We start from the raw sequence: 19,174 nt of genomic DNA, 5'->3' as shown, positions 1-19,174 counted from the left end.
CTAAATTTACGCTTGGTTCGGTATTGCATACACTTCCTCACTCTGAAGAAGTGTCTACTTATTCGGGGCCATTCCACCAATATACTAACCTCACAAAAACTAAAACCCCAAACCTTTCGGCTTGGGGTTTTCTTTCACTTCTGGCTTACAGCGTCAAGCTTATCGCTCGTTATTCCAGCATATGCCGGATCACATAATGCAAAATGCCGCCGTGCCGGTAGTAAGTCAGCTCATTGCTGGTATCGATACGGCATTTAACATGGGCCTCTTGGCTGCTGCCATCTGCGCCTTCAATCACCACCGTCAGCGTCTTGCCGGGGCTTAAGTCATTTAAGCCCTTGATGCTGATTAGCTCGTCGCCCTTTAAGCCTAAGCTCTCGGCGGTGTCGCTAATAAATTCCAGCGGCACCACGCCCATGCCAATTAAGTTAGAGCGGTGAATACGCTCATAAGACTGGGCAATCACGGCGCGCACGCCCAGCAGTATGGTGCCTTTAGCAGCCCAATCTCGACTGGATCCGGTGCCGTATTCTTTACCGGCCACCACCACCAATGGCACCTCTTCTTCTTGGTAGCGCATGGCCGCATCGTAAATAGACAGCTGCTCACCACTTGGGTAATGACGGGTTTCGCCGCCTTCCACATTTTCTAACATCAGGTTACGAATACGAATATTGGCGAAGGTGCCGCGCATCATGACTTCATGGTTACCACGGCGCGAGCCGTAGGAGTTAAAGTCTTGCTCTTTAATACCCAAGGCTTGCAGATAACGCCCTGCCGGGCTGTCGGCCTTGATGCTACCCGCCGGTGAAATATGATCAGTGGTTACCGAGTCACCGAGTATGGCCAGCAAACGCGCGCCTTTAATATCGGTCACCGGCTCGACGGTTTTACTCATCGTCTGGAAGAACGGCGGATGCTGAATATAGCTAGAGTCTGACTGCCAATTAAAGGTACTGGTGGGTTCTACTTTAATCGCCTGCCAGTGCTCATCGCCATCAAACACGGCCGCATATTCTTTATGGAACATATCTTGGGTGACCAGCCCCACCGCATCGGCCACCGCTTGTTGGCTGGGCCAGATGTCTTTCAAATATACTGGCTGACCTTGCTTATCTTTGCCTAAGGGATCAGTAGTTAAGTCCACGTTCATGGAGCCGGCCAAAGCGTACGCCACTACCAACGGCGGTGAGGCCAACCAGTTAGACTTCACCAGCGGGTGAATACGCCCTTCAAAGTTACGGTTACCGGATAATACCGCCGCCACCGTCATGTCGTTACGGATCACAACTTCGGCTATGGGCTCGGGCAAGGGACCCGAGTTACCGATACAGGTAGTACAGCCATAACCCACGAGGTAAAAGCCCAACTGTTCTAAATAGGGCATAAGACCCGCTTTGGCCAAATAATCGGTGACCACCTTAGAGCCCGGCGCCAGTGAGGTTTTCACCCAAGGTGCCGCCGTTAAGCCTTTTTCTGCTGCGGCTTTGGCTAGCAAGCCCGCTGCCATCAGCACACTGGGGTTAGAGGTGTTAGTGCAAGAGGTGATGGCGGCAATGACCACGGCGCCATCTTGCAGCTGATGGCTATTGCCATTCATGTAGAAATGGGTGCTATTTAGCGACTCATTTATGGCCACTGCCGTTTGGCCGCCTTCGTTTTCTAGCCGTTGTTTAGACTGATCACTGCCCTCAACCTTTAGCTCACGGCTTAGGCTAAAGGCCTCTGGCACCTGTGATAACTCGACTCTGTCTTGCGGCCGTTTAGGGCCGGCTAAACAGGCCACTACCGTGCCCATGTCTAGGCTTAAGGTGTCGCTAAATACCGGTTCATCGCCAAGGTGGCGCCATAAGCCTTGGGCCTTAGTGTAAGCCTCAACCAAGTCGACTTGCTCGGTACTACGTCCAGTCAGCGTTAAGTAGCGCAGCGTTTCTTCATCTACCGGGAAAAAACCGCAGGTTGCACCATATTCTGGCGCCATGTTGCCTATGGTGGCACGATCCGCCAGCGGCAAACTGGCCAAGCCATCGCCGTAAAACTCCACAAACTTACCGACCACGCCTTTATCGCGCAGCATTTTCACCACAGTTAATACCAAGTCGGTGGCGGTAATCCCCTCGCGCAAGGCGCCGGTGAGTTTAAAGCCCACCACTTCAGGGATCAGCATGGAAATGGGCTGGCCCAACATGGCCGCTTCGGCCTCAATGCCGCCCACGCCCCACCCCAAGATGCCCAAGGCATTAATCATAGTAGTGTGCGAGTCTGTGCCCACTAGGGTATCTGGGCACACTAGCACGTCGTTGCCCATTGGCTGTTGCCACACGGTTTGGCCTAGATATTCCAAGTTCACCTGATGACAAATACCCGTACCCGGTGGCACCACCCTAAAGTTATTAAAGGTTTGCTGGCCCCAGCGTAAAAAGGCATAACGCTCGCCGTTGCGCGCCATTTCCATGTCCACGTTGGTGGCAAAGGCTTGATCACTGGCAAAGGCATCCACCATCACCGAATGGTCAATCACCAAATCCACCGCCGACAGCGGATTAACCTGCTCGGCCTTGCCGCCTAAGCGCTGTACCGCATCGCGCATGGCCGCTAAATCTACCACTGCTGGCACGCCGGTAAAGTCTTGCATCAACACGCGCACGGGGCGAAAAGCAATTTCTCGGCTCGAACTGGCGTCGGTTAACCACTCAGCCATCGCCTCAATATCTTGCTCGGTAACTGTGTCGTTATCCAGATTGCGCACTAAATTTTCGGTAAGCACTTTTAAAGATTTGGGTAGGTTTGCCATGGACTTGGCGTGAGCCAGCTTGGCTAAGTTGTAATAAAGATAAGACTGCTGACCCACGGTCAGCCTGTCCATATACTGTGAATTAGCAGATGAATGTTTTGCAGTAGACATCATTTCCTCCTAGCGTTGGAAACGGCTCGCCATGTAGCCAGCTCTATATGACACCATTTAGACACAGAGCCGCAGACAATGAAAGTCCAAAGCCGTGCGCACATTTGTTATAATGCTTAGCTTAACCCTAGGCCATTACCGATAAGTTAAGTACCTATCCAAATTTTTTTGTGCCCAGCCCCGTTTTTTCTTGATGGCGCTCACAGCATTGTTAGCGTAAATAGTGCGAACAAGTCGGGATAGTTAATCCATCTCGCAGTCTTAGTTCATATCCCAACGTATAGAGAGCCTCACCACACCCATGAAAATTGCCATTCTGTCTCGCAATGCTTCCCTTTATTCTACCCGTCGCTTACGCGAGGCCGCCGAAGCACGCGGCCATGAGGTGCGCGTTATCGATGCCCTCAAATGCTATATGAACATCAATGACAACAAGCCCTCTATTCATTACCACGGTAAAGAGCTGGAACAGTTTGACGCCATTATTCCGCGCATTGGCGCCAGTGTAACTTTTTACGGCAGTGCCGTATTACGCCAATTTGAAATGATGAACTGTTACTCGCTCAATCACTCGGCGGCCATTGGTCGCTCGCGGGATAAACTGCGTTCACTGCAGCTGTTGTCTGGCCAAGGGGTCGGCATGCCAATCACAGGTTTTGCCTGTAAGCCGGACGATGTGCCGGATCTTATCGACATGGTGGGCGGCGCGCCCTTAGTGATTAAATTGCTGGAAGGCACCCAAGGCATAGGCGTGGTGTTGGCAGAAACTCGCAAGGCGGCAGAGAGCGTACTTGAGGCTTTTATGGGCTTAAAAGCCAATATCATGGTACAAGAATTTATCGAAGAAGCCGGTGGTGCGGATATTCGCTGCTTCGTACTCGGCGATAAGGTAATTGCCGCCATGAAGCGCCAAGCCAAAGAAGGCGAGTTTCGCTCTAATCTGCACCGTGGCGGCGCGGCAGAGCTTATCCGTATTACGCCAGAAGAGCGCAAAACCGCCATCGCCTCCGCTAAAGCCATGGGCTTAAGCGTGGCCGGCGTGGACTTATTGCGCTCCAAGCGCGGGCCCTTGGTGATGGAAGTGAATTCCTCACCGGGCTTGCAAGGCATTGAATTAGCAACCGGCAAGGACGTGGCGGACATGATGATTGATTACATAGAAAAGCACAGCCAGAAGAAATCTAAAATCCGCGAGCGCGGCTAATGGTGGCGCCCTTTACGTTAGCAGGCATAGAGGTAGCACCGGGCCAGCGCAAGGTGTTGCAGTTGGCCTTGGCGCAGCTCTATACCCAGTCACCGTTAACGGTGCCGTTGGAAATCGTGCACGGCAAACAACCCGGTCCCGTACTGCTGATCTGTGCCGCTATTCATGGGGACGAGCTTAATGGTATTGAGATAGTCAATCAGGTGCTGAGCCGAGTTAATCCTGCGCGCTTAAAGGGCACGCTGGTGGCGGTGCCGGTGGTGAATGTGTTTGGCTTTATTAATAAGTCGCGCTATTTGCCCGATCGCCGCGATTTAAACCGCTGTTTCCCGGGTACCGAAAAGGGCTCACTCGGCTCACGAGTGGCGCACTTTTTTGTTGATAAAATCGTCAACCATTGCTCGCACATCATAGACTTGCACACGGGTGCTATTCATCGCTCTAATCTGCCGCAAATTCGCGCCAAATTGGACTGTGATATTACCCGTGACATGGCAGAAAGTTTTGGGGCTCCCGTGATCTTGGATGCCAGCATTCGCGATGGCTCACTGCGCGCCGTGGCCGAAAGCCGCGATATTCCGGTCATATTGTATGAAGCCGGTGAGGCGCTGCGCTTTGATCCTGTGGCCATTAAGGCCGGCACACGCGGCGTGTTAAACGTCATGCGTACCTTAGGCATGCTAAAACCTACGGCGAAAAAAGCGCCCATGGATCACATGATAGCTAAGTCCACCACCTGGATCCGCGCCGAGCAAGATGGCTTATTACATCTGAAAACTCGACTCGGAGACAGAGTCACTAAGGGTCAGTGCTTAGGCACCATTACCGCCCCCTTGGGGGCCGCGGCGCGCGAGGTGGTTACGCCCAAAAGCGGTATCGTGATTGGTTGCTTAACCATGCCGTTAGTGAATGAAGGGGATGCGGTGTTTCATATCGCAAGCTTCGATGAAGTGAAGCAGGCAGAGATGAACGTCGAGCGTTTCGTGGATGAATTAGACATTCAGCCGCAGAGTTTTTAAACGACCTAACTCATCATCTCAGTAACAAATACCGCAACGAAAAAGGGGCCTAAAAGGCCCCTTTTGCTCACTCACTGTTTCAGCGTATTAGTGCACGATACGGGCACGAATAGTGCCTTCTATGCTCTTCAACTTGATCAGGGCTTGTTCACTTTGTGCAGTTTCTACTTCAATCACCACATACCCTATGGTTGGGGTGGTTTGCAGATACTGAGAGGCAATGTTGATGTTTTCTGCAGAAAACGCCTGCACGATTTGGCTCAAGATACCCGGCTTGTTGTGGTGTACGTGCAACAAACGGCTGGTATCTGGGTGCTCTGGCAGCGACACTTCTGGGAAGTTAACCGCAGACAAGGTCGAGCCGTTATCTGAGTATTTAATCAACTTGCCGGCCACTTCGTAGCCGATGTTTTCTTGAGCTTCTTGGGTCGAACCACCAATGTGCGGGGTTAAGATCACGTTGTCGAAGTTGCGCAGCGGTGACACAAACTCTTCGTCGTTAGAGGCAGGTTCAACTGGGAATACGTCAATCGCCGCACCGGCAATGTGCTTAGAAGCCAGGGCTGCAGCCAGCGCATCTATGTCCACTACGGTACCGCGTGAAGCGTTAATCAAGATGGAGCCTTGCTTCATCATGGCCAACTCGGCCGCGCCAAACATGTTTTGCGTTTGTGGAGTTTCTGGCACGTGCAGAGTCACCACATCAGACTGGCTCAGCAGCTGCTCGAGATCGTAGACCTGAGTGGCATTACCCAAAGACAGCTTGGCTTCGATGTCGTAGTAAGACACCTGCATGCCAATGCTTTCGGCAATTATGCTCAACTGAATACCAATGTGGCCGTAACCTATGATACCTAGGCGCTTACCGCGGGCTTCAAAGGAATGAGTGGCGGTTTTTTGCCATTCGCCACGGTGCGCGCGAGCGTTACGCTCAGGAATACCACGCAACAGCAACAGGATTTCGCCTAACACTAATTCTGCTACGCTGCGGGTGTTGGAGAAAGGCGCGTTAAATACCGGAATACCACGAATGGCGGCGGCGTCCAGGTCCACTTGGTTGGTGCCGATGCAGAAACAGCCGATGGCCACCAGCTTGTCCGCCACATCCAGTACCGATTCGGTGATCTGGGTGCGCGAGCGTAAACCCACGAAATGTACGTCCTTAATGCGCTCTTTTAGTTCTTCGTCAGACAATGCGGTCTTTATGTAGTCGATATTGCTGTAACCGGCATTTTTGAACATCTCAACAGCGCCTGTATGTACGCCTTCGAGTAATAAAATTTTAATCTTATCTTTATCTAAAGAGTAGTGAGCCATGACCTGTTCCTTTCTGACAGCTGCGTGAGTATGCCCTTAAAGTATCAAAAACATCGGCCTGAGGGAATTTATGTTAGCAAAGTCACATTTTTTGATGTTATAAATTTTTTTTGAATGGCAAAACGTACATAAGTACTAGCGGTCTTGGCTGACAAGGCCGTTTGCTAACGGGAATTTTTCGCCAATAAAAAAGCGAGTTTTTAGCCGGTATCTGGCTAAAAACCCGCTTAGTAAATACTCCCCGACCTCAGCTCTTAGTTGAGTAAAAACACCATCTGCACTTGATCGCTAAAGGTAATCTCATTTTGCACATAGCTGGCATCAAGCGCTGCGCTGTCGGCCATTTTCGCATTCATCATTCCAAACTGACGAGGAGCGCTCATACGTTGCGGCTGGTATTCAATGGCATACACTTCACCCAGTTTCCGATCAGCCGCCAAACTCAGCTCTTCGGCTAACGTGCGGGCATTAGCCACGGCGGCGGCACGAGCGTTTTGGCGTAGCTCTTCGGCATTGCGTCTGTCGTAACTTACCTGCTGAATATTTTGCACACCCTGCTCTAAAATGGTGTTCAGCGTTTGGCTGAGTTTATCGAGATCATACAAGCGCACGCTAATTTGGCGCTCAGCTTGATAGCCCAATAGCTTAGGCGCTTGATCTTGGGCGTACTGATACTCGGGGCGCGTAAGCACATTGCCGCTGTCGATGTCTTTCTTAGTCACACCTAATGTGGCCAAGTTACTAAATAAAGCCGCCACTTTAGTGTCTACTTCTTCTTTCGCCGCTAGGCTTTTTGGCTTAAGCGCCGTCACCATTACGGTTAAGGTAGCCATATCGGGCGCCACACGAATTTCTGCTTGGCCTTGGGTCATCAAATGCGGTTTGTCGGGCACGACAATGGCAAAGGCATGGGCGCTAAACAACAGCGGTAGTAAGGTGATACTGCTCAGTACTTTTGTACCCACAGCTCTCGATGTTAGGGAAGTGGTGCGCATAAATAAGACCTCATTAGTTAAGCCGGAAATAAAGCCGACGTAAACTGGGTTGTTGGTTTTTGGCTCTACCGATGACAACTATACATACCTAAGCACAAGACCACCTAGGAGCAAGACTCATACGCTAAGTGTGCTGGGTCAATAATAGTCGCACAGACAGCTGAATAAGGGAGTTTGATGAAACAAGTAGCAACTTCTGGCGCCAAACCTAAGCCAAACCTAAAAAAGAAAAGCCGCCCATCTACTTTTTATAACTAGCCTAGCTAGTGTGAAAAAGTAAGCGGACGGCCCAGCCTGATTATCGAATTACAATCCTTCAAAACATGATTTAACTTAACTTGTGTGGCGGGCTAACAAACCCTTGGTAGGCATCCACATACAGCGTTTTTAAGATAGCCACTTGCTGCTCAGTTTCAACGCGTGTCGCTATGGTCTGTGCACCCATGCTGTGCGCCGCTAGCGACACAGCCGCTAAGAAGGCATCATCAAACTCCGGCATAGCGACTTGACTGCTGTAACCATGATCTAACTTCACATAATGCGGCTTTAAATCACCAAACTTAGTTAACAAATCAAAGTGACGGCCAAAATGATCAATACCCCAAGCGACCTTCAAACTCTTCAATGGTACCATCAAGGCATTCTTGTTGGTAACAAATGCACTCTCAGGCAACTCCAGCAACAAACGAGGTGCTTGCTTGGCATATTGAGTCAGCAATAAATCAACTTGATGCCAAAAACTGGACTGGCTACAACTATAAGCCGTTAAGTTAACCGCAAGTTTTAGGCTAGGAGCCGTCGTTAAATGCTTTAACGCCCGCCCTATAATGTGTAAATCGAGTTTTTCACCTAACTTAAATTGCTCAACCACAGACAAGAAGTTCCCTGCACCGAACACACCACCGTCCTTTCTAATCGCGATATAGAGCTCTTCGTGCTGTACATTGCCTTCAAAGTCGAGCACAGCTTGACTACTTAATTCAAAGCTATCATCTAAGATCGCCTCATCTACCAACTTTCTCCACGCTAATCGCCCTAATTCATTGCTTTGTGGTTGATGCTTGATCACCACGGCACCGGCCTCATTCATGCGAGCTTGGTTTAGTGCGTTATCCGCACGCGTCAACAAGAGGCCTATGTTGTCGTCAGCTTGTACGATTGCACCCCCAACTACAGAGATATTCGCATTGCTTACCGGGTTAATCACCAACTCGGCAATAAAACGGTTAATCTCTTCACCCAGCAAGTTCAAGCGCTCTTCATCAATTTCAGGGACCAATAGTGCGAATTCGTTAGTAGAAATACGCGCCAATGCGAACTCGTTAAAGCGCTGGCAGAGTTGGTGTAGATTAGTCGCAATGGCTTTAATCATCTCATCACGTGCAGCAAAGCCTTCTTCAAGATAAACACGCTCTAACATATCAATTGCCACTAAAATGACGGTGCCTTCATTACCCTCACCAATCCAAGAGTGACTTTGAGATAAAAAATAAGCTCTGTTGCCTAAGCCGGAAACTTCATCCAGAAAGGTTTTATTTCGTAGTCGCTCAGCTTCATCCGCTTGTTCTTTAAACTGTGACCCCAGTTTACTGGTCATGGCATTTATTGATTTTACTACTTCTCGCAATTCACGGGTGCGAGGTAAGGCAATTTCTTTACCAAAATGATGCAGTTCAATCTCTTGGGTTTGTAATTCAATGTCATGCAGTGGCTTTAGTAAATAGCGCAGTGCCAGCACTAACAAACCCCACACCACCACAAAGCACACCACAAACCAAATAGCTAGCTGGCTCATGCCTTCCCAAAGCTGATAATAAGCTTGACTGGGATTTCCCTCTACCGATAACTGTGCCAATTGCAACCAGCCTGAAGTTAGCACAGCCTCATGCTTAGCCCCTTCAAAAAGGTGCAAATTAATAAACCATTGCGGAATACCGTATAAAGTAATGTCATGTTCGCGCACAATTTCTTTATTAGCAGCTAATAAATTCAATGTTACCCTATGGTAAAAGCCACCATCAAATACGGCATTGATAACCGACTCAGCCCCAACCGTATCACTGGTTTCTAAGTAAGGTGTTAATGCCAGACCCAGTGAGGTAACGGTATTGATCACAGTGGTTTCTTGCTGCTCAGCTAAGGAACTTCTTGTCGAACTAAACTGCACTGAATATGCCGTTACAAACAAGGTAACGAACAATAACAGCATAGTAATTAAAAGTTGTCGGTATAGTGTCATAATTAATGATCCAAATTGATACGAGGTCTCTGCAGTCGTCTAACGTCCCATCGACCACGTAAGTCATTCCAAAGAGACAACCGAGATGCCTGTCCGGCAAGTTCACCTTGGCCACGCTCACGCATCAGCCAGAGGTGTTGGCCATTAAAGCTGTAAATAGGCGCTAAATCATTACGTTCCGTTGCTAAGCGAATCGTACCTTCAAGATTATCCAAAATATAAGGCACAGATGATGGCGAAGGATAATAGGCAACCACCATATGAAACTGGTTAAGTTTTAATGCTTTTACGTAAACCATACGCAACTTATCATCAGCAACACCTAACTCCCTCAATGTAAAATACTTAGCCAAGCTAAAATCTTCACAATCACCACCACCCGAACCAATAAATTCTAACGGCGTGGCCCAGTAATCTTCTTTACCCCACAATTTAATATCATCAATAAATCGTAGGCGATTAAAAAATATATTTACCCGCGATAAAACCTCGCGCTCATTGAGCTGTTCAGACTGAATGTTATTAACTAAGGCTCGCCAGTTTTGAGTACGCTTAGCAGCGGCAGCACCATAATATTGCTGTACCGCTGCTATCATACGCCTATCTTCTTCCAGTAAAGATTGAGCCGCCACACTGAGCACTAAGCCCAGTAAGACGAACCCACTAAAAAAAGATAAAAATCGCTTCATTCAATATTACTGTTTTCAACGCTATATACGTTCCAACGCACACCGACCTCATGTTGCTCAGTCGCCAAGGCGCCTACCACACGACGGTTAGCCGCGGCCGCATTTTCACCTTCGGCCATTAACAGCGGCTGCGTATCGCCATAGCCAATAATTTCTAATCGCTCTTGGCTAACGCCGGTATTAATAAGCTCGCTTTTCACCGCTTCGGCGCGGCGTTTAGATAACGCTAAGTTATACTCATGCGTTCCAACCTGGCTGGCATGCCCCTCCAGTAACAACTTAAGTTTGGGGTTTTCATTCATAAAACTAGCCATATTGCCAATTTCACTTTGATAGCTGCGATTAATAATAGCGCTGTCATGATCAAATAAAACAATAATATCTTGTTTTAACGTAGTAGCAGAGGTTTCACCACAACCATCATTGTCGACTTCAGCATTAGCCACTGTCTCCAAACAGTTATCACGTGCCGTGATCACACCATCTTGATCTAGATCGCTTTGATCATAAGCCGCCTTGGTTTCTTGTTCTGGCTCTGCGGTTAAGCTACAAGCCGTTAAAGGTACTATTAAAGCTAACATCATCCATATTTTCATGTTAATACTCCTTTATTTAGACGTTAAACTTACCACTGCGAACTTACCACTGCGTAGGGCGAGTAAACTTCAATGCATCAAGCAATTGGCCAGACGCATTCATAATACGATACTCAGCTGCGAGTTGATCATACTCGGCGGCAATATAAGAACGACGCGCTTCAAACAATTCATTTTCCGTGTTCAATACGTCCAATAAGGTACGATTGCCCAAAGAAAACTGTTTCTTATAAGCATCAACGGTACTAAAGCTGGCTTCTACGTGTTCACGTAAGAATTCTTTTTGCTTACCTAGAGATTCATAAGCAGCCCAAGCTAAGCGCATACCCTCATCAACTTGACGATAAGCGTTCATGTGAATATCTTTGGCTTGCATTTCAAGGGCTGAAGTAGAACGGCTGCGAGCTACATCTGCACCACCATTAAGTAGGTTGTAACGCATGCGGATCATGGCCGTGTTATCGTTATTACGCCCTTCTATACCATCAATATCATTATTCCAGTTGCTACCTAATTCCAAGTGCACTTTAGGATAAAAGCCCGACTTGGCATCTTTATGCTGATAGCGTGCCGCATCAACGTCAAACGCTGAAGACGTTAGCGTCGGATGTTGTGCTTGTGCCTTCGCCAGTGCGTCATCCAGCGTCGCCGGTATAAAGTTGGCATCAGCCTTGGGCTGGCGCAAATCATGGGGGGCATCGTCTACCAATGAAATAAATTGACTTTGCGCATCACGTAGATTGTTTTCTGCCGCCGTCATATTGGAATAAGCCCTGGCAACACGGCCTTGAATTTGAGTGAAGTCGGCACTTGAGCCTACGCCTGAGTCGGTACGACGCTGAATATCAGAAAAAATCTGCTCATGAGTTTCTAGATTACGACGAGATAACTCTACCAGCTCATCTTGGCGCAACACGTCTAAGTAAACTTCGGCTACACGCAAAGCAATATTTTCTGCGTTAGATAATAGAGCGAAACGCTGTGCATCAGCTTCTGCCTGAGTACGATCAACGTTACTCGAGGTTTTAAAACCATCAAACAACAGTTGGCGTAATGATAATCCTGCTTCTTTACGGGTCAGATTTTGAGACCCGCCATTATTGGCGCGCGTATTAGGAGTGCTGGTCTCCTCATAGCCAATACCTGCGTTAGCATCCAAGGTTGGATAATAGCCTGCCACGGCCTCATCTTGCTGATATTGACGAACTTGATACAAATGAAAAGCTTCTTTGACCTTAGGATGTGTCATTAAGGTTTGCGTGACAGCCTCTTCGAGAGTTTGAGCCTGTACTGGTAAAACTAATGCCACACCAATCAAAATAGAAATAGCGCTCTTTTTCATTTTTATTCTCCCTGTTAAATTAACGCTCTCGTAAGGCGCCTTGTTTAGCTCTTAATAACGGCTTGAGAAGGTAATCCAGTACCGTCTTTTTACCTGTAATAATATCGACACTCGCTTGCATACCAGAAATAATCATTAAGGGTGCTGCGTCTGTTCCTAAATAACTATCTCGGGTACGAATGGTCGCAATAAAAAAGGTATTACCTTTGTCATCTTGAATAGAGTCAGCACTGATTTTTTCTACCTCCCCCACTAAGCCGCCATAAATGGTAAAATCATAAGCGGTAAACTTGACCATGGCCGCTAAACCGGGCCGTAAAAAACCTATGTCTTTAGGCTCAATACGCGCTTCAATCAGCAAGGTGTCCTCAAGAGGAACTATTTCTACTAAATTCATACCCGGTTGTACTATACCGCCGACGGTATTCACATTCAGCGTTTTTATCGTACCTTTCACCGGCGATAGCACAGAAGTACGCCGCACTCGGTCTTGTAAACCGACTTCACCTTGTTGCAGTTGCATTAAACGATTACGCTTTTCGTTTAGCTCTCGCTGCGCCTCAGAGCGAAAAGTTAATGCGACCTCTTTGCGTTTAGAAATGTTTTCTCGCAGCGAGGCGTCTAGTTTAGGTAACATTAACCGAGCCGACTCTAACTCGCCCTTAAGCTGGTTAAGCTGACGCTCGAGTCGCAATATCTCAACCTGAGGCACTATGCCTTCTTTAGCCAAGGGTCGGCTCATATTCACTTCTTGTGCCGCCAAGCCAACGCCACGCTGTAGGGTTCTGACCTTAGCGTTAGTTTCAATCACTTCTTGTTCGCGTTGCTCTATTTGGCTGCTAAAAATTGCCAGCTGGTTAGTAATAAAATTGATCCGCTCATCAAATAATGAGCTTTGAAATTCAGGTTGCCCAGGATACTGTTCCTTAAATTCCTCGGGAAACTCCAATACTTGTGGCACCACTTGTACTCGTTCACGCCATGCTAATTTATTGTCATTTTTAATGACAATGGCACTCACTTCTGACTTTAATCGCCTAACGTCCCCTTCTAAGGCCGCAATTTCTTGCTCTCGCTCACGTAAGTCAGATAAAAATCGCGTGTCATCTATCAGTAACAGCGCTTCGCCTTTCTCAACCAACTGCCCTTCTTTGACATATAAGTTACGAACTATGCCGCCTTCTAAGTTAGAGACCATTTGAATTTGGCTAGAGGGAATAACTTTGCCCATACCAGAGGTTACTTCCTCTAACTTAGCAAAGCGCGCCCAGATTAGTGCCACAACCACAAACAGCAGCATAGACCATAACAAAACTCTGCCGGCTTTAGGGGTGTTGAGCAACACGGCAGCAGCAGTATCATTGGTATATTCCAATAACTCGGGTGGTAAAGGTTCCTTTTTATTCATTACGGCTTTCCTTACTGCGTACCTTTCCTGACTGCAGTTGCTCTAACACCTGAGCTTTAGGCCCGTCGGCAACAATGCGCCCTTGCTCCAGTACAATAATGCGATCCACCACTTCTAACATAGAAGTACGATGGGTAACCAACAGCAAAGTCTGCTCCGCTCTTAGTTTTAATAATTCTTGGCGAATATATAACTCAGAACGATTATCCATGTTAGAAGTCGGCTCATCCAGCATCAACATCACAGGATCGTTTAATAAAGCGCGAGAAATAGCTATCGCTTGGCGCTGACCGCCAGATAACTGACGCCCACCTTCCCCCACCTGTTTATCTAGGCCATCAGGGTCTTGGTTAGTAAACAAGGTTACACCGGCGCGTTGTGCCGCTTTTAGCACCTGATTTTCATCCGCTAGCGGATTGGCAATCACGATATTGTCGCGAATAGTGCCAAAGAATAAATTCACATCTTGCGGTACACACCCCACATTGCGCCGCAGCGCCGCCGGTTGTAACTGACCAATATCGATACCATCGATGCGCAGCGTACCTCCCGTTGGCTTATAAAGGCCGACGATCAGGCGCTCTAAGGTCGTTTTACCCGAGCCAATGCGCCCAATGATGCCAACCTTTTCACCGGCTTTAATGTGTAAGTTAATATTATGCAGTACATCATATTCAGTATTAGGATAACGAAAACAAACATCAGTAAAGGTAACATCCCCTTTGAAGATAGGATGATGTACAAAACGGCGGCCTGCTGCATCTTCATCGGGCGAGTCCATAATGCCTTCTAATATCTTCATCGCTGAGCGTGCTTGATTATAACGGGTAGATAATACCGAAACTTGTATCATGGGGCCTACTGCCCGGCCACTTAACATAACGGCGGCAATTAACCCGCCCATAGACAATTCACCGGCAGCAATAAGGTAGACACCTAATACAATTAAGCTAACAGTCACAAATTGTTGAACCACGGCAGCTAAGGTAGATACTGAATTTGTTAACCGTCGCGTCTGCATGCCCCAATAGGCAATATTACTGACCGCCTGCTCCCAGCGGTATTGAAAGGTACCCTGTGCACCAAACAGCTTGATGGTTTCTAAGCCTGAAATACCTTCCACTAAGTTAGCATTCTTTTGTGAGGCGAGACGCGAGCCGGCTTCTATGCTGTGCTTAAGGGGCCCTTGCACCAATAAACTAATGCCGATCAGTAATAAAATTGCCGCAATAGGCACCCACACCATGGAGCCCGCGAATATCCAAATAACCAATAAAAATAAAATAGAAAACGGAATATCAATTAAGGTGGTCACTGTGGCCGAAGTTAAAAACTCACGCACCGATTCAAATTCTTGTAAATGCTTGGCAAAGGCACCGGTAGAGGGTGGCCTCGCCTCCATACGCATACCCATGACTTTTGAGAATATTTGTGCAGACAAAAGCACATCTGATTTTTTACCGGCGATATCAATAAAATGACTGCGCAACATCCGTAACACAAAATCAAAGATAAAGACGATGCTGGCACCAATGGCCAATACCCATAATGAGTCAAAAGATAGGTTAGGCACTATCTTGTCATACACGTTCATGGTGAATAGCGGCGTAGCCAACGCAAAAATATTAATCAGCAAGGAGCCAATTAATACATCTCTGTAAATAGAAGATGAGCTGCGCAGCGTCCCCCAAAACCAGTGCCCGTCTTGAGTATCCAGCACCTTAGGTGAGCGAGCATCAAACCTAAACTTAGGCTTAGTAAAAATAACTTGCCCAGCATAACTGGTATTCAACTTTTCCAGTTCAAGCCACTGCTCACCCTCACCTGAGCTAGGGTTCATCACCTTGCAGCGAGCTTGTTCAACATCAATTTCTAACAATACCGCCGCATTATTGTCTTTTAGCAGTATGACGCAGGGTAACAATAAACTAGAAATATCTGCTAAAGCATACTCGGCGTGATGAGCAGAAAGCTCTGCTCTTTCTGCAGCTCGTGAAAAAAGTAATGGGGTTAGCTTACCGCCAGCTAGCGGTAAGCCAGAAATGAGTGCCTCTCCTTGGTAAGGATGGCCATACACTTTGGTCAAAAACACCAGACTTTGCAGTAAGGGGTCTTGCACCGACTGTGATTCATGCATAGATACATTTGCTCTTTTTAGTACCACTTGAGACTGATAGTAGACACTTTTTTCATCAAACGGAATGAATAAAAGCACACCTTTAACGAATTAAAGGTGTGCTTCACAGTTCAGCTAAAACTAACCGTTTTGACTAGGGTTTAACAAATCTTGAATCAATATGCTGTTTAGAACATTAGTGTCATAGTCAATTACATTCGATAATGTGATGTCTAACTCCGCACCTTGTCCGTTAATTGCTTTAACCAAGATATCCCCACCCACCTTTTCAACGCTCAAGTAATCTTCAAGATTATTTTTTTCGTTATCGGTAAAGAAATCATTAAAGTCTAATTTATCAGTACCAAGCTCAAAGGAGGTAATAGTGTCAGACTGCTTACCCGCTGCGGCGTCTTCAGCCGTCCAGTAAACAATATCCACTTCACCATCACCGTTGGGTCCACCACCGAGATCGATAATGTCGTTACCTAAGCCACCGGTGATATGGTCGGCTCCGGTGCCTGCATTAATGGTGTCATTGCCTGCACCGCCATGAATGGTGTCATCACCACCTTGACCATAAATGATGTCATTACCAGCACCGCCATCAATGGTGTCATTACCACCGCGCTCATCACCTTCTATGTTCAAGCTTTCATGATGCTCACGAATATAATTATATAGCTCTTCTTCTGTAGCATCGTGGCCATTTTCTATCTTTAACAAGGCTTTCAGGGCAAAGATACCAGAACCGTCCGGTAAGTTGGCTGGCTTATCAATATTACCCCAATCAAGATTATCAGTATTAATAGCATCACCAAATATAATGTCACTACCTGATCCGCCATCGATAATATCATCACCCAACGCAAGTAGTTCATGGCTGGTGCTACTAGATTGCAACGCAACATCTAAGTCTTCTGCCGTATTAACAATATCTACACTGCCAACATTCCCTGTAACTTTTTTTCCATCGAACTTAACAGTACCTGTCCCCGTTACTAAGGAGTTATCAAAAAATTGCAGATACTCTTCGGCTATATTGCTACCGATACCAATAGCATGAACTAGGCTCACGCCTGATAAAGCATTGAACTCATCGACTGAATTTTTAAATGTATCGTAATTAGTAGCGCTACCGTTTCCTGCAACCTTATCCTTGTTGTCAAGATAATACGTCGGCTTACCGTCCGTTAAGAAGAATGATACGTTTTCAAAAGTACCCGTTTGACTGCTTTGATCACCAAACCAGTCGGCAGCTTTTTTAAAGGCCGCCTCGTAGTTAGTACCCCCATTAGCCGTCAACTTGCCAAGATATGTTGTCAGATCAGATATGTTATTAGCATCAAGATTATTAATAGTTATTGAGTTCGCATTTTTGGAAAAATCGACCAGTTGTAAATTAATAATGCCATCATGAACCTTCAACTGGGTAACCAAATTACCCAATGCCTGAATAGCTAATGCCAATCGACTCAGACCACCGGTTCCTGATGCGTTCCCCATACTGCCGGAGGTATCAAGGATCAATGAAATGTTATAATTCGTGCCCGGTGTAACTGTACTGCTAACACCTCCACTATCACCTAGCAGCACATCGTTACCTGCGCCACCATTAAACGTATTATCACTGTTTTGCTCAGCAATATACGACTCATCAGCTATGGTGCCGGTTCCTGCGCTCGTAATACCTACTGGTAATATCAAGCCTGCTGCTGTTTCTCCAGTCAAAGTGGCATGCAGCGTTAACTGCTCAGCATTTTCTAATAGCCCATCATTCACGGTCGGCACCGACACTTCAATTCCGCTTTCGGTACCCGCAGGAACGTTAAAGCTATAGCTGCCATTACCATTGCTAGTTAGCGTGACATCGCGTCCTCCAATAGTCACACTCGGTGGACCAATATCGGCAGCATCCACCCGATCGTTTGCTCCGTCACCCAAGGTAAATGTCACTTGAGTCTCGTAATCGACTGACTTATCTAAACTAATTGTAAATTTCAGCACCTCACCTTCCGCCACCGTACCAGCAGAGATAACATCAATACTCGGCGCCTCTTCAGCTGGTACACTATTTATTATTTCGGCGGTAGCGTCTGCTGATTCAGGAGTCGTATTACCCTCTTTCTCTTGTGCTGTTGCTATCACTTCTATTTCAATGTTATCCGTCGCCGCAATAGTAACGCTAATCCCTTCTATCTTAATACCACCTTGGTTATTCGTTGAGGTAACGGTATAACCTTGGTTATTTTCTAGCGATAATTGCCAGCTGCTGATGCCATCTTCAGTGCCAATTAATGTGCCATGTGATAATGCAGCTCCTTCTGGCACCTTTACAATAATAGATATTATTTTTTCTGAGCCATCCACATCTGTAGGAGAGGTTTCTATCACTAATGGATATGTTTTAGCACCTATTCCTGAATAACTAATTTCATGGATAACATAGTCGTTTCCATTACCTTCGGCCGCAGTAAATTCGACACGGCTGATCTGTGCATCAGGAAATTTCTCACTGATATTATAAGCTGCGTCTATCCGATCTGTTTGACCACGAACAATCTCTGAGCCTAGAACATTTCCCTTATTATCATATAAAGTGTATTTGGCGAGTTCATTATCGGCAAGCCATGAAAACTTAACAGACAAGTCAGTAACTGGCTGCTCAAAATCAACTCTTATCACTTCATGAGAATCAATTTCTTTCCACGCTGCACTATTATTATTAGCGTTAGCTTTCCCTGACACGCCAAAGCCATTAACTTTCCCACCCCCTACATTTACATCAAAATCAATTCTAGATATCTCCCCTTTTATACCATTACTAAAAGCGGTGACTTCAAAGTTTTTATCACTGGCACCCACATTCACATTACTAATGTTAATGTGCTGAATTTGATTTTCAGGAGTACCAATGGTAATGCTTACTTCAGGTACATCAGTTACCGGTGTCACTTCAATATTTGCCGTAGCTTCTACTGATTTGGCATCAGCGTTATCTAGTGCTTGATACTTAAACTCAGTTTTTCCACTCCAATCGGCCGTGGGCACAAAATTTAGTGTCGCTTCGCCCCCGACAGCAGTAATGCTCATTCCCACTGTGACCAAAACTGTCCCTAAATACAAAAACCCATTAGCAGGTAAGCTATTAATTACAAAAGATTTAACACTACCATCGGTATCGGCGGCAGATAAGGTAATAGCAATGCCATTGCTATCTTCCGGGCCCTTAGCTTCAACAGTCTTTGCAATAGGTAGCTCATTAGTGTCGGTAATGATGCCGTTGCCGCTGTCGGTAATGGTGCTCGGTAATACAGTGCCGCTGGCGGTGCTGCCAGACAAGG

At 46.9% G+C, this 19,174-nt stretch carries 12 protein-coding genes; 2 read left to right on the top strand and 10 right to left on the bottom strand.

Going from position 1 to position 19,174, the window contains the following annotated elements; translation table 11 throughout:
* Positions 1–169 precede the first annotated feature (169 nt).
* Positions 170–2,905 (bottom strand): aconitate hydratase AcnA, encoded by a 2,736-nt coding sequence (gene acnA / locus ACEN2G_RS14030; protein ID WP_442022594.1) that lies wholly within the window; start codon positions 2,903–2,905, stop codon positions 170–172.
* A gap of 301 nt (positions 2,906–3,206) precedes the next feature.
* Between acnA and rimK the strand changes: the two genes are divergently transcribed.
* Together rimK and ACEN2G_RS14020 are read left to right on the top strand one after the other, a co-directional pair.
* Positions 3,207–4,109 (top strand): 30S ribosomal protein S6--L-glutamate ligase, encoded by a 903-nt coding sequence (gene rimK / locus ACEN2G_RS14025; protein ID WP_442022592.1) that lies wholly within the window; start codon positions 3,207–3,209, stop codon positions 4,107–4,109.
* Positions 4,109–5,128 carry a succinylglutamate desuccinylase/aspartoacylase family protein gene (locus ACEN2G_RS14020; RefSeq protein ID WP_442022590.1) on the top strand — a complete coding sequence of 340 codons (1,020 nt, stop codon included), beginning with the start codon at positions 4,109–4,111 and terminating at the stop codon, positions 5,126–5,128. The genes rimK and ACEN2G_RS14020 overlap by 1 nt, the downstream gene beginning before the upstream one ends.
* 87 nt (positions 5,129–5,215) lie before the next feature.
* On the opposite strand, the gene serA is transcribed toward ACEN2G_RS14020, so the two are convergent.
* The 9 genes from serA to ACEN2G_RS13975 all read right to left on the bottom strand — a co-directional run bounded on the left by serA (position 5,216) and on the right by ACEN2G_RS13975 (position 18,923).
* Positions 5,216–6,445 carry a phosphoglycerate dehydrogenase gene (gene serA / locus ACEN2G_RS14015; protein WP_442022588.1) on the bottom strand — a complete coding sequence of 410 codons (1,230 nt, stop codon included), beginning with the start codon at positions 6,443–6,445 and terminating at the stop codon, positions 5,216–5,218.
* A 254-nt stretch (positions 6,446–6,699) separates the two neighbouring features.
* Complete coding sequence (locus ACEN2G_RS14010; protein ID WP_442022586.1) at positions 6,700–7,440, bottom strand: SIMPL domain-containing protein; 741 nt, start codon at positions 7,438–7,440, stop codon at positions 6,700–6,702.
* Positions 7,441–7,768: 328 nt separating this feature from the next.
* Positions 7,769–9,679: a bifunctional diguanylate cyclase/phosphodiesterase gene (locus ACEN2G_RS14005; RefSeq protein ID WP_442022583.1), complete on the bottom strand. Its 1,911-nt coding sequence runs from the start codon at positions 9,677–9,679 to the stop codon at positions 7,769–7,771.
* Between the two features lie 2 nt (positions 9,680–9,681).
* Complete coding sequence (locus ACEN2G_RS14000) at positions 9,682–10,368, bottom strand: transglutaminase-like cysteine peptidase (RefSeq protein ID WP_442022581.1); 687 nt, start codon at positions 10,366–10,368, stop codon at positions 9,682–9,684.
* Positions 10,365–10,964 (bottom strand): OmpA family protein, encoded by a 600-nt coding sequence (locus tag ACEN2G_RS13995; protein WP_442022579.1) that lies wholly within the window; start codon positions 10,962–10,964, stop codon positions 10,365–10,367. The genes ACEN2G_RS14000 and ACEN2G_RS13995 overlap by 4 nt, the downstream gene beginning before the upstream one ends.
* A gap of 43 nt (positions 10,965–11,007) precedes the next feature.
* A complete protein-coding gene (locus ACEN2G_RS13990; RefSeq protein ID WP_442022577.1) occupies positions 11,008–12,306 on the bottom strand; it encodes a TolC family outer membrane protein in 1,299 nt (432 codons plus the stop codon).
* A gap of 19 nt (positions 12,307–12,325) precedes the next feature.
* Complete coding sequence (locus tag ACEN2G_RS13985; protein WP_442022575.1) at positions 12,326–13,714, bottom strand: HlyD family type I secretion periplasmic adaptor subunit; 1,389 nt, start codon at positions 13,712–13,714, stop codon at positions 12,326–12,328.
* Positions 13,707–15,851, bottom strand: coding sequence for a type I secretion system permease/ATPase (locus ACEN2G_RS13980; protein WP_442022573.1), 2,145 nt, complete (start codon positions 15,849–15,851; stop codon positions 13,707–13,709). The genes ACEN2G_RS13985 and ACEN2G_RS13980 overlap by 8 nt, the downstream gene beginning before the upstream one ends.
* A gap of 120 nt (positions 15,852–15,971) precedes the next feature.
* Entirely contained in the window at positions 15,972–18,923 is a 2,952-nt protein-coding gene (locus ACEN2G_RS13975) for a VWA domain-containing protein (protein WP_442022571.1), read from the bottom strand.
* Positions 18,924–19,174 lie beyond the last annotated feature (251 nt).

This window comes from Oceanisphaera sp. W20_SRM_FM3 (genome assembly GCF_052119705.1).
Classification (GTDB): Bacteria; Pseudomonadota; Gammaproteobacteria; order Enterobacterales; family Aeromonadaceae; genus Oceanimonas.
Note: the sequence above shows the minus strand (reverse complement) of the source record. Positions and strands in the feature narration are given on the sequence as shown.